The sequence below is a fragment of the Streptomyces sp. NPDC048590 genome, from assembly GCF_043199535.1.
GTDB lineage: Bacteria > Actinomycetota > Actinomycetes > Streptomycetales > Streptomycetaceae > Streptomyces.
In genome coordinates this window covers 335114-347120 of record NZ_JBICWC010000009.1, presented here as the reverse complement: position 1 = coordinate 347120, position 12007 = coordinate 335114, and the positions used below count along the sequence as shown (strand labels likewise).

The window sequence follows — 12007 nt, the reverse complement described above, 5'->3', positions numbered from 1 at the left end:
CCGAACTCGCGCTCGAAGCAAAACGCCTGGTCAGGGGTGGATTCTGAGGGATTGTCAGTGGGGGCGGTCACGATGGATACATACGGCCACGGAGCCGTCACGCGACGACAGGAGGCTCGTCATGACCAGCTCATCCGCAGCCGCTGCCCCGCGGCGCCGCGCCGGCGCCCCAGCCCCCTCACCGGCCGCCCCGGCGTCCGACGTCCACCCCGTCACGCGCCGGAGCGCCGCACCGCCCGCCGCTCTCGATCTGCTCACCCTGGCCCACGAGGGCCTGGCCGAGGCCGCCCGCCTCGACGTCCCCAACGAGCGGTACGCCACCGCGCATCTGGCCGCGCTGCGCACCGCCGCCGCGGTGCTCGCCGCCCGCGGCCGGCCGGAGACCGGCACCCGGGGCAGGGCGCGGATCCGCAGCGCCTGGGAGATCCTCCCGGACATCGCACCCGAACTCACCGAATGGAGCGCCTTGTTCGCCTCCGGGGCCCGGCGCAGGGCGCGGGCGGAGGCCGGCATACCCGGCGCGGCCACCACCCGCGACGCCGACGACCTGCTTCGGGACGTCGCCGTGTTCCTGCGCCTGGTCGAGCGGTTGCTGGTGCTCCAGCCCGTGCTCCCGCGCCCGCGTGGGGGAGCACGGGCCGACGTGGAGTGACCTCGGGGACGGCACGAGGCAATAGGGTGGTCGGCAGTCGTACCACCTGCACCGTTCACGCTCCGCCGTCCGTGGCGGCACCGTGCCGAGGAGTCAACTGCCGTGTCGGACCAGCTGCGCCCCCGAGCCTCCCTCCGTACCGCCGTGGTCTGGGAGGTCCTCAAGGACGCTCTCGCGCGCCGGGTCAAGGCGACCGGCAGGGAGGCCCTGGACGTGCTGGACACCGGGGGCGGCACCGGCAACTTCGCCGTGCCCGTCGCCCGGCTCGGCCACCGGGTCACCGTCGTCGACCCCAGCCCGAACGCCCTGTTCGCGCTGGAGCGCCGCGCCGACGAGGCCGGCGTGGCCGACCGCGTCCGCGGGGTCCAGGGCGACATCCTCGGCCTGTTCGACGTCGTGGAGCGCACCGGCTACGACGCGGTCCTGTGCCACGGCGTCCTCGAGTACGCCGACGACCCCGCCGAGGGCGTACGGAACGCCGCCGACGCGCTCCGGCCCTCCGGTGCCCTCAGCCTCCTCGGCGCCGGGGTCGGTGGCGCGGTCCTGGCCAGGGCGCTCGCGGGACACTTCGCCGAGGCCCGGCAGACGCTCACGGACCCGGCCGGACGCTGGGGCGCCGGCGATCCGGTGCCCCGCCGCTTCACCGCCGAGCAGCTGACCGGGCTGGTCGCCGACGCCGGTGTCGAGGTCGGCGCGGTCCACGGCGTCCGGGTCTTCGCCGACCTCGTCCCGGGCGTGCTGGTGGACACCGAACCGGGTGCGATGGAGGAGCTGCTGAGGCTGGAGGCGGCAGTCGCGGAGCTGCCGTCCTTCCACGCCGTGGCGACCCAGCTGCACGTTCTGGGGGAGAAGCGCCCCTGAGGCGGCGCCGGGACACGTACGGAGCAAGGGCCCCGGGTGATCGCAGCCCGGCTGATCAGCAACGCAGCTGCAGACGGAGTACCGCTCAGAACACCCGATCGGGCCGCGAGCCCCGTATGATCGGGTGACACCATCCGGCATGACGGATCGGAGGTCGGGGAATCTACGCCTCAGCAGCCGAGCCGACATGGCGGTCCGGACTGGCTATGGCTAGAGGGCGGGTTTCACGGGGGCGAATCCCTGCCTATCCTGGAAGGGCCGCATACCGGTCGCCCCCGCGGCCGACGACGAGGAGGACTCCGTGCCGCTCTCGGAGCACGAGCAGCGAATGCTCGAGCAGATGGAGCGAGCGCTGTACGCCGAAGATCCCAAGTTCGCTACAGCGCTTGAGGGAAGCGGGCTGCGCAGGTACACCCGGCGACGGGTCTACCAGGCGGTGGCCGGTTTTCTGGTGGGTATCGCGCTCCTCATGGCCGGAATGGTCTTCCAGCAGACCTGGGTCAGCGTGGCGGGATTCCTCGTCATGCTGGGCTGTGCCGTGCTGGCGATCACAGGGTGGCGCAAGGCGCCGAAACCCGGTGAACAGCAGCCCGCGGGGAGCGCGAGCGGGGGCGGAGGCGAACGCCGACATCCCAGACAGCGCCGGTCGATGATGAACCGGATCGAACAGCGGTGGCAGCGCCGCCGAGACGAACAGGGCCAGTGAGCCATTCGCCTCCCGGCCTCCGGTGGAAGGTCCCCCAGGCGGGGCCCGTACGCCGGCGCACCGGCTGAGGCGTCACCTCGTGGGTGAGGGGCGGTCGCATCACTGCGACCGCCCCTCACTCGTTCGCCCACCGGCTCTGTTCGTCCCGGGTCCGGTGCTGACCGGCGGCATCGGCTCGGCGCGGCCCCGGTCAGCGGGCCCGGAGCCGTTCAGGAGCCGTCCCCGGGTCCCCGGGCCTCAGCCTCGCTGCTGCCCGGAGCGTGGTCTCACCCGCGCGGCCCAGCGGTCGTGCCCCGTCCAGGCCGACCACCGGCTGCCGTAAGCCGCTCGCCGCTCCGAGACCGCCCAGATCACCCGAACGGCCGAACGCGGTGCCAGTGTCGCCCTGATCCTGCCCCACCGGCCCGCCGCGGCTCCGAGACCCCGGACGACCTCCCGCACCTCCTCGGCGGGAGCGGACACCAGGCCAGGCTCGGGCGCGTAGAGCACCCGCTCGACCGCTCCCGCCACCCCGTGGACGGCGGCCACGGCCGGACCGTCCAGGCCTCCCAGACGTACGACACGGGCAGCGGCCTTCCGCGGGGTCAGCGACTCGTCCGGCCGGATCCCGTGGTCCCAGGCCGTGTCGGTGATCTCCCGCCAGGCAGCCAGTACCCGCTCGGCCGCGTCCGAGGCCGTCCGGCCGCCCGAGGAGCCGAGGCGCCTGTGCCGGGCCCGAGCCCGCCACAGCATCGGCACCAGCGGGAGCGTGAGCACCGCGAGACCGCCGAGTACCCACAGCGCGACCATGCCGGTCGGTGTCCCCGGACCTGATGACTCGGCGGCACCGGGAGGAGTGGATGCGCCGCACTCACCCTGTCGGCGCATCTGTGCCGGACAGGTCTCCGAGGCGGAAGGAGCCGCCGACGGCACCGCGGTGGCGCCGTCCGTCGGCTGCGCGCTGCTGCCCGGGTTCTGCGACGGAGCGTCGGGCCGGGTGTAGGCCGGTGTGGTGCCGCGTGAGGGTGTCGGCTCGAACCTGGTCCAGCCCACCCCCTCGAAGTACAGCTCGGGCCAGGCGTGCGCGTCCCGCAGACCGACCGAGACCGAGCCGTCCGCCTGGACCGTGCCGGGCGTGAAACCCACCGCGACCCGGGCGGGGATGCCCAGGGTTCTGGCCATCGCCGCCATGGTGAAGGAGAAGTGGACGCAGAAGCCTTCCTTGGCCTTCAGGAAGCGCTCGATCGCCGCGGTGCCCGTGCCCGAGCTGACCGTCGTGTCGTAGCGGAAGCCGCCCTCCGACGCGAACCAGTCCTGCAGCTTCACCGCCCGCTCGTAGTCGTCGGCGGAGCCCTCGGTCACCTGCCGGGCGGTGTCCTCGACCACGCCGGGCAGCGACGACGGCACCCGCGTGTATTCACGCACCACGTCGGCCGGAGGCGCCGACGACGCCGCGAGCTGACCGGCCGTCGGCTCCACCACCAGACTGCTGACCTCGTAGCGGGCACCGCCCGTGGTCTGCCCCTCGTCGCCCACGAGGGTGCGCCCCTCGGGCTCGTACCGCCAGCGGCCGGGCACGTCGACCTCGCTCGCCGGGTAGGGGAGCGGCAGATACGTCTGCTGGTACGAACGGGAGGCCGAGATGTTCGTCCGGATCTCGGTGACGCCGACATCCCTGCCCAGCCCCGCGGGCTGCGGCAGCCTGTCCGGGACGTCGCTCAGCCGGCGCGTCGACGAACGCCACTCACCGCCGTTGAACTGGTCCAGGGCCAGGATGCGCAGATAGAAGCCCTCCGGGTTCCCGGAATTGGTCCGGTACGACAACACCTCCCGGTTCTCCGGCTGGTTGAGGTTGTTCTGCAGGGAGACCAGCGGGTTCACCGCGGAGATCGTCCCTCCGCCGCTCCCCGTCCCGGCCCCGCCGCCCGCGGAACCCAGCAGCCCGCCGTCCAGCGCGGGCAGGGCGGCCGGCACCGCCAGCGCGATGCCCAGCGCCACAGCGCCGATCCGGCGGCCCGTGCGCACGGGAGTGCCGGACCCGGGCCCGCTCAGCCCGGCCGCGAGACCACCCGACGTACCGGACACACCGCCGAAGACCCGGCCCCAGCGTGACAGCCGCTCCCGGCCCTCGGCCAGCAGCAGAAGCAGATAACTGCAGGCCGCGAGGAGGAACCAGAGCCATCCGGCCCCACCGTCGGAGAGCCCGGCCGCGACCGAGTAGAGGGCGAGCAGCGGCAGACCGGCCGGAGCCGTGGCGCGGAAGGTCACCGCGAGGACGTCCACCGCGAGTCCGATCAGCAGCACCCCGCCGATCAGCATCAGCCGGATGCCTTCGGTCGCCGGTGCGGGGATCGCGTACCGGCTGACGTCGTCGGCGCCCGCGGACAGCAGATCGGCCAGGTACTGGACCGCCTGCGGGCCGGGCACCACGGAGAACAGGGCGTACGGCCTGGCGAAGGCCACGGTCAGCGTCAGCAGCGTGACGAGCACCTGGAGGGAGACCGTCAGGATCCGCGCCGGGTGGATCCGGCGGGCCAGCGCTCCCGCGCCGCTCTGGACGGCCAGCATGAGAGCGGCCTGCAGGATCCAGGCGGAGGTGTCCACCAAGGGCATGAGAGCCCCCGACGCCATCAGCGTGGCGGCGAACGCGCACAGCGTCAGCCGGGTACGTCCGCTCATGACCATCCCCCGGAGACACCCGTCGTTCCGGCCGCGGGCGCCGACGCGCCCGAGCCCCCCTGACCCGCCTGCTGCCACAGCTGGGCGAGTTCCGCCCCGGGCCGGACCGCCACCGCCGTCCATCCCGCCTCGCGCAGCAGGCGCAGACCTTCGGACACCGCGGGGGCGGGACCGGCGTCCTGCCCGCCGTGCGTCCAGTCGCCGCCGTCCAGCACGAACGCGACGGCCCCGCGGCTGCGCTGCCGCATCCTCGCGACCAGCGCCGCCTGCTCCTCGTCGAGTGTGCCGAGGAACGCCACCAGCAGGCCGCCGCCGCCGCGCAGCACGTCCTGGGCCCGGGAGAGACCGCCCCCGTCGGAATGGTCGACGACCGCGAGGGTGTCCATCATCAGGCCCGCCGTGTCCGCGGAGTCCTGGGGCGACGACCCCGTGAACCCGTCGGCGCTCGCACCGGGCGCCACAGTGCCCTCGTCCGTGACCAGCCGCACCGCGAGTCCACGCTCCACCATGTGCATCAGCGCCGACGCGGCGCCGGACACCGCCCACTCGAAGGCCGACCCCGGGCCGCCGCCCTGGTAGGCGATCCGCCGGGTGTCCAGCAGTACCGTGCACCTGGCACGCTGCGGCTGTTCCTCCCGGCGCACCATCAGCTCGCCGTGGCGCGCGGTGGAGCGCCAGTGCACCCGTCTCAGGTCGTCGCCGTGACGGTAACCGCGCGGAATGATGTCGTCCTCGCCGGCCAGGGCCAGCGAACGCTGCCTGCCGTCGCCGTAACCGGACGACTCCCCGGCCGGCCGCAGGGCGGGCAGGGGCTCGGTGCGGGGGACGACGACGAGGGTGTCGTAGGCACTGAAGGAGCGCGTCAGCTCACACATCCCGAACGGGTCGCTCAGCCGCAGCTGCAGAGGGCCCAGCGGATAGCGGCCCCGCAGATCGGACCGGACCCGGTAGGACACCTCCCGGACACCGCCGGGCTCCACCCGGTCCAGCACGAACCGGGGCCGCGGCCCGAGGACGTACGGGACGCGGTCCTGGAGCATCAGCAGGGCCGTGTTCATCCGGGACACGTTGTCCATGCGCAGATGGACCCTGGCCTCCGAACCGGCCGGCACCCGCGACGGGGACAGCCGGCGGCTGCCCGCCACCCGGTAGCGCGTGCGGTACAGGACGGTGGCACACACCAGCGGCAGCACCGCCAGCAGCAGGCCGACCCTGAGCAGGTCCCCCTGTCCCAGCACATAGGCGCAGACCGTGGCGGCCACTCCGGCGGCGAGGAAGGACCTCCCCCGGGTGGTCAGACCGCCCAGAGCCGCACGGAGACCACCCTTGGAGTCGCTGTCGTCGACGGGGCCGGGAGCCCCGGCCGTCATCACAGCCGCCGTGCGCCGGGCCGGCCGTACACCGGTGCGCCCGGCGCGTGCGAGGGCTGCGCCGGAGCGGCCGAACCGCCCGAGACCGGTACCGGGGTGCGCTGCAGGATGTCCAGCACGACCTGCTCGGCGGTGCGGCGGTTGAGCTGAGCCTGCGCCGTCGGCAGCAGGCGGTGCGCGAGTACCGCGACCGCCAGGGCCTGGACGTCGTCCGGCAGGGCGTAGTCCCGCCCGGCAAGTGCCGCCGACGCCTTGGAGGCGCGCAGCAGATGCAGGGTGGCACGCGGCGAGGCACCGAGTCTGAGCTCGGGGTGCTGGCGGGTGGCGGCGACCAGTTCCACGGCGTACCGGCGGACGGCCTCCGCGACATGGACCGTACGCACCGCGTCGATCAGCTTCACGATGTCGTGGGCGTGCGCCACCGGCTGCAGGTCGTCCAGCGGGGAGGCGCCGCCGTGCACGTCGAGCATCTGGAGCTCGGCCTCGGCACTGGGGTAACCGATCGAGACCCGGGCCATGAACCGGTCGCGCTGCGCCTCGGGGAGAGGGTAGGTGCCCTCCATCTCCACCGGGTTCTGCGTGGCCACGACCATGAAGGGGTCGGGGAGTTCGTAGGAGTGGCCGTCGATCGTGACCTGGCGCTCCTCCATCGACTCCAGCAGCGCCGACTGGGTCTTGGGGGACGCCCGGTTGATCTCGTCCCCGATCACGATCTGGGCGAAGATCGCGCCGGGCTTGAACTCGAAGTCCCGCCGCTGCTGGTCGAAGATCGAGACACCGGTGATGTCCGAGGGCAGTAGATCCGGTGTGAACTGGATGCGGCGCACCGAGCAGTCGATGGACCGCGCCAGCGCCTTCGCCAGCATCGTCTTCCCGACCCCGGGCACGTCCTCGATGAGGAGGTGCCCTTCCGCGAGCAGCACGGTCAGCGAAAGCCGTACGACCTCAGGCTTGCCCTCGATCACACCCTCCACCGACCTGCGTACCCGCTCGGCTGTGGTGGTCAGATCTGTAAGGCTCGCTCGATCGTCATAGGTCGTCACCCGGCCCTCCTCGGCCCCTTGTGCACGGGCCGGCGCGCAAAGCGCCCGTCCCGCCCCGAAATACGGACACTCTCCGGAGGACCCGGAGAGATGTCACACCCGCATTCTTGTTGCCGTTACCGCTTCGTGTCACTCGCCTGCGGACAAGTGGGAGCGATATGCCGGATGTGGTCCGTATGTCGAGGGCTCAGGCGGTGGTGGCGGGGAGGATCTCGCGGAGCTTGCCCGTCGTCACGTCGAAGACGAAGCCGCGGATGTCGTCCGTGTGCAGGAGGAAGGGCGAGGTGCGCACGCGCTGCATCGACTGCCGGACGTCCTGGTCGGCGTCGGAGTACGCCTCGACGGCCCAGGCCGGGCGCTGGCCGACCTCGAGCTCCAGGTCCTTGCGGAAGTCCTCGGTCAGCGACTCCATCCCGCAGTTCGTGTGGTGGATGAGTACGACGCTGCGCGTGCCGAGGGCGCGCTGGCTGATCGTCAGCGACCGCAGGACGTCGTCGGTCACCACGCCGCCCGCGTTGCGGATGGTGTGGCAGTCGCCGAGCTCCAGGCCGAGCGCCCGGTGGAGGTCGAGGCGCGCGTCCATGCACGCGACGATCGCGACACGCAGGACGGGCTTCGCGTCCATGCCCGGATCGGTGAACGCCTCCGAGTAGCGGGTGTTGAGCTCGACCAGGCGGTCGGTGACGGTCTCTCCGGTACGGGCGTCGGAGCCGGTGGGGGAAACGGTCTCGGCGGAAGAGTGCGCGGAAGTCGACATGGAGACGACGTTAGTCGCCACACAGGCCCCAGGAGTGCTTTGGAAGGGGACAAAGAAGGTCAACGGGGCGTGTTGTGAGGTAAACCACAAGTCTCACACCTGAAGGGCCGACCGGGTGAGGTGCCCGCGCCGCCGGGGTACGTGCGACGCGCTGCCCGGTTCGTTGATCGGGAATGGATCGGATGGCAGGGTGGACTAAAGTGACGCGAAGTTACCCAGCTGCCTGCGCATTATGCATATTTCTACATGTTTCGACTTCCCCGTGATGTGCGGCGCACGTGCGGCCCGGCCCTCTCCCGCCCGCGGTCGGCCGACGCCCCTTCCCCGGCGCCGGCGGACCTCCCCTTCCGGGCGGGTGGGGACCGGACCGCACGTGCGGCCGTCGCGGACAGAGCCTGAGAGGGCGCTTTGAGCCAGACCCGACACGTCCCGGTGATGCTCCAGCGATGCCTGGACCTGTTGGCCCCGGCTCTGGAGGCGACCGGCCCGCGGCCCCCGGTCGTCGTCGACTGCACCCTCGGGCTCGGCGGACACAGCGAGGCGCTGCTCGCCGCCTTCCCCGAGGTGCGGCTCGTCGCCCTCGACCGCGACAAGGAGGCGCTCCGGCTCTCCGGCGAACGCCTCGCCCCCTACGGTGACCGCGCCACGCTCGTCCACGCGGTCTACGACGAACTGCCCGAGGTCCTCGACCGGCTGGGCATCCCCAAGGTCCAGGGCGTCCTGTTCGACCTCGGCGTCTCCTCCATGCAACTCGACGAGGCCGACCGGGGCTTCGCCTACGCCCAGGACGCACCGCTCGACATGCGGATGGACCAGACGACCGGCATCAGCGCGGCCGAGGTGCTCAACACCTACCCGCCGGGCGAACTCGTGCGGATCCTGCGCGCGTACGGCGAGGAGAAGCAGGCCAAGCGCATCGTCTCGGCCGTCGTGCGCGAACGCGAGAAGGAACCCTTCGACAACAGCGCCCGCCTCGTCGAGCTGATCCGCGACTCCCTGCCCCAGGCGGCCAAGCGCACCGGCGGAAACCCGGCCAAGCGGACCTTCCAGGCCCTGCGCATCGAGGTCAACGCCGAACTCGGCGTCCTGGAGCGTGCCGTCCCGGCGGCGGTCGGCAGTCTCGCCGTCGGAGGCCGGATCGCCGTGCTCTCCTACCACTCGCTGGAGGACCGGCTCGTCAAGCAGGTCTTCGCGGCCGGCGCGGCCAACACCGCGCCCCCGGGGCTCCCCGTCGTGCCCGAGCGCTACCAGCCCCGGCTGAAGCTGCTGACCAGGGGTGCCGAACTGCCCACGGAGGAGGAGGTCGCCGAGAACCGGCGTGCCGCCCCCGCCCGGCTGCGAGGCGCCCAGAGGATCCGGGAGGAGGAGCGATGAGCGGCTCCTGGCGTACCGGCCGTAGGCGGAAGAGGACGGTGGCAGCGCGGTGACCAAGGCGGCCGAGCAGATGAAGGGGCGGGCCGGCCGGCTCGCCCGGCTGATGCCGGCGGGGCCGAGCACAGCCGCCCGCACCCCCTTCGTCCTGCTGGTCGTGCTGCTGCTCACCGGTGGCCTCATCTCGCTCCTGCTGCTGAACTCGGCGCTCAACGAAGGATCGTTCAGGCTGAGCGAGCTGAAGAGGGAGACCACCGAACTCACCGACGAGCAGCAGGCCCTGCAGCGGGACGTCGACGGCTACTCCAAGCCAGACGCCCTGGAGCGCAAGGCCCGCGAACTCGGCATGGTGCCCGGCGGCAACCCCGCCTTCCTCGGCCCCGACGGGAAGGTCCGCGGAGTGCCCGAGCGGGCGACCGCGCAGCCGTCCCCCACCCCGGCCTCCCAACCGGAAACGGGTGCGACCGGGGTGACCGGCTCCGCCTCCCCGCCCGGTACCGACGATGGGGCCTCCGCCCCGGCCGCCCCCGCGACGCCGTCCACGACCCCGACCACACCGCTTCCGACGAGCTCCGGCAGGTGACCCTGTGCCCCCGAAGGAACCGCCGCGCCGCCGAGTACCCGGCCCCGCGCGCCCACGCAACGCGGCAGGCGGATCGGGGCGCCCCCGGCCCACCGCCCGGCCCGAGAACCGCCGGCCACGGCGGACGGCGCCCGCGAAGCGCCGCGGCGGTTCCCCGCGGTCCATCCGGCTCGGCAGCCCGCGCCCCCGGCTGCGTCTCATCAGCCTCTGTCTGACCCTCGTCATGGTGGCGTTCGTCGTCCGCCTCCTCCAGGTGCAGGCGGTCGACGCCTCCACCTACGCGGCCAAGGCCGAGAAGAACCGCTACCTGGAGTACACGATCGCCGCCGAGCGCGGAGAGATCACCGACCGCAGCGGCATCGCCCTGGCCACCAGCGTCGACGCCCACGACATCACGGCCGACCCGAAGCTGTTCACCCCCGAGGACAGCAAGGCCCCGGACGCGCCGCAGCAGGCCGCCGCCCTGCTCGCCCCGATCCTCGGCAAGGAGGAGGCGGAGCTGGCCAAGAAGCTCTCGGCGCCCAAGAGCCGCTACACCGTGCTGGCCAGGCGTCAGACCCCCCAGGTGTGGAAGCAGATCAAGGACCTCAAGTCGGCCTTCGCGCAGAAGGCCGCCGAGGACGAGGCGAAGGGCGGCCCCGGAGTCAACGTGCTGGCCGGAGTGCTCCAGGAACCCACCACCAAGCGGGTGTACCCCAACGGCGACCTCGCCGCCGGGATACTGGGGTTCGTCAACGCCGAGGGCAAGGGCGGCGGCGGGCTCGAGGCCCAGCTCAACAAGCGGCTCCAGGGCGAGGACGGCAAGATCCGCTACGCCCAGGCGGGCGGCCGGCCCGTACCCACCGCCGGCTCCACGGAGATCCCCGCGGTCGCCGGGACCGACGTCGAGCTGACCATCGACCGCGACATCCAGTGGGCCGCCCAGCGCGCCATCGCCGACCAGGTCGAGAAGTCCGAGGCCGACCGCGGGTACGTCATCGTCCAGAACACCAGGACCGGCGAGGTGCTCGCGATGGCCAACGCACCCGGCTACGACCCCAACGACCTCGCGCAGGCCAACGGGGCGGCCCTCGGCAACGCGGCCCTCCAGGACGTCTACGAACCCGGCTCCACGAGCAAGGTCATGTCGATGGCCGCGGTGCTGGAGGAGGGCGTCGCCACGCCCGGCACGCACGTGACCGTCCCCAACAGGCTGCACCGGGGCGACCGGCTCTTCAGGGACGACATCGACCACCCCACCTGGTACCTCACGCTCAACGGCGTACTCGCCAAGTCGAGCAACATCGGCACCATCCTGGCGACCGGCCAGCTCGGTAAGACGCAGCCCGAGGCGAACAAGGTCCTCTACTCCTACCTGCGGAAGTTCGGCCTCGGCAGCACCACGGGCCTGGACTACCCGGGAGAGTCGCCCGGCATCGTGGCCAAGCCCGGGGACTGGTCGACCTCCCAGCAGTACACGATCCCCTTCGGCCAGGGGCTCTCGCTCAACGCCATGCAGGCGGCATCGGTCTACCAGACGGTCGCCAACGGCGGTGTCAGGATCGAGCCGACCCTGGTCCGCGGGACCAAGGACGCCGACGGCCGCTACACGGCGGCGGAGGCACCGAAGCGCACCAGGGTGGTCAGCGAGAAGACGGCCAGGACCCTGTCGAAGATGCTGGAGTCCGTGGTGGACGACCGGGAGGGCACCGGGACCAAGGCCCACATCCAGGGTTACCGGGTCGCCGGCAAGACGGGTACGGCCAACCGGGTCGACCCGGTGCGGGGCGTCTACAAGGGCTACACCGCCTCCTTCGCGGGCTTCGCCCCCGCCGACGACCCTCAGATCACCGTCTACTGCGCCATCCAGAACCCCACGAAGGGCAGCTACTTCGGCGGCCAGATCTGCGGTCCGATCTACAAGAAGGTCATGGAGTTCGCCCTCAAGACCCTCCAGACACCTCCCTCCGGCAGCGATCCCGCACGGCTGCCGGTGGCTTTCAAGCCCGGCGAGTGACTCGGGGACC

At 72.3% G+C, this 12007-nt stretch carries 10 protein-coding genes; 6 read left to right on the top strand and 4 right to left on the bottom strand.

Translation table 11 applies throughout. From position 1 onward, the window contains the following. Positions 1 to 121 precede the first annotated feature (121 nt). The 3 genes from ACGFNN_RS26505 (at position 122) to ACGFNN_RS26495 (ending at position 2219) form a co-directional block, all read left to right on the top strand. Entirely contained in the window at positions 122 to 652 is a 531-nt protein-coding gene (locus tag ACGFNN_RS26505) for an SAV_6107 family HEPN domain-containing protein (RefSeq protein WP_393559541.1), read from the top strand. A gap of 102 nt (positions 653 to 754) precedes the next feature. Beyond that, positions 755 to 1513 (top strand): methyltransferase, encoded by a 759-nt coding sequence (locus tag ACGFNN_RS26500; protein WP_362665674.1) that lies wholly within the window; start codon positions 755 to 757, stop codon positions 1511 to 1513. 301 nt (positions 1514 to 1814) lie between these two features. Further along, a complete protein-coding gene (locus tag ACGFNN_RS26495) occupies positions 1815 to 2219 on the top strand; it encodes a DUF3040 domain-containing protein (RefSeq protein ID WP_393559539.1) in 405 nt (134 codons plus the stop codon). 237 nt (positions 2220 to 2456) lie between these two features. Here ACGFNN_RS26495 and ACGFNN_RS26490 read toward each other — a convergent pair whose 3' ends face one another. The 4 genes from ACGFNN_RS26490 to ACGFNN_RS26475 form a co-directional block, all read right to left on the bottom strand. After that, positions 2457 to 4877, bottom strand: coding sequence for a DUF3488 and DUF4129 domain-containing transglutaminase family protein (locus ACGFNN_RS26490; RefSeq protein ID WP_393559537.1), 2421 nt, complete (start codon positions 4875 to 4877; stop codon positions 2457 to 2459). Next, entirely contained in the window at positions 4874 to 6247 is a 1374-nt protein-coding gene (locus tag ACGFNN_RS26485; RefSeq protein ID WP_393559535.1) for a DUF58 domain-containing protein, read from the bottom strand. The genes ACGFNN_RS26490 and ACGFNN_RS26485 overlap by 4 nt, the downstream gene beginning before the upstream one ends. Further along, a complete protein-coding gene (locus ACGFNN_RS26480) occupies positions 6247 to 7290 on the bottom strand; it encodes an AAA family ATPase (RefSeq protein ID WP_393559533.1) in 1044 nt (347 codons plus the stop codon). Before ACGFNN_RS26480 ends, ACGFNN_RS26485 begins: the two co-directional genes overlap by 1 nt. Positions 7291 to 7477: 187 nt before the next feature. Beyond that, entirely contained in the window at positions 7478 to 8047 is a 570-nt protein-coding gene (locus ACGFNN_RS26475) for a beta-class carbonic anhydrase (protein WP_393559531.1), read from the bottom strand. 408 nt (positions 8048 to 8455) lie between these two features. On the opposite strand from ACGFNN_RS26475, the gene rsmH reads away from it, so the two are divergent. Genes rsmH through ACGFNN_RS26460 form a run of 3 tightly spaced genes read left to right on the top strand, consistent with a single transcriptional unit; the run spans position 8456 to position 11997 of the window. After that, on the top strand, positions 8456 to 9421 hold the full coding sequence (gene rsmH, locus ACGFNN_RS26470; protein WP_393559529.1) for a 16S rRNA (cytosine(1402)-N(4))-methyltransferase RsmH: 966 nt from the start codon (positions 8456 to 8458) through the stop codon (positions 9419 to 9421). Positions 9422 to 9470: 49 nt separating this feature from the next. Next, complete coding sequence (locus tag ACGFNN_RS26465) at positions 9471 to 10001, top strand: septum formation initiator family protein (RefSeq protein ID WP_393559527.1); 531 nt, start codon at positions 9471 to 9473, stop codon at positions 9999 to 10001. A 4-nt stretch (positions 10002 to 10005) separates the two neighbouring features. Further along, a complete protein-coding gene (locus tag ACGFNN_RS26460) occupies positions 10006 to 11997 on the top strand; it encodes a peptidoglycan D,D-transpeptidase FtsI family protein (RefSeq protein WP_393559525.1) in 1992 nt (663 codons plus the stop codon). The last annotated feature ends 10 nt before the right edge of the window (positions 11998 to 12007 follow it).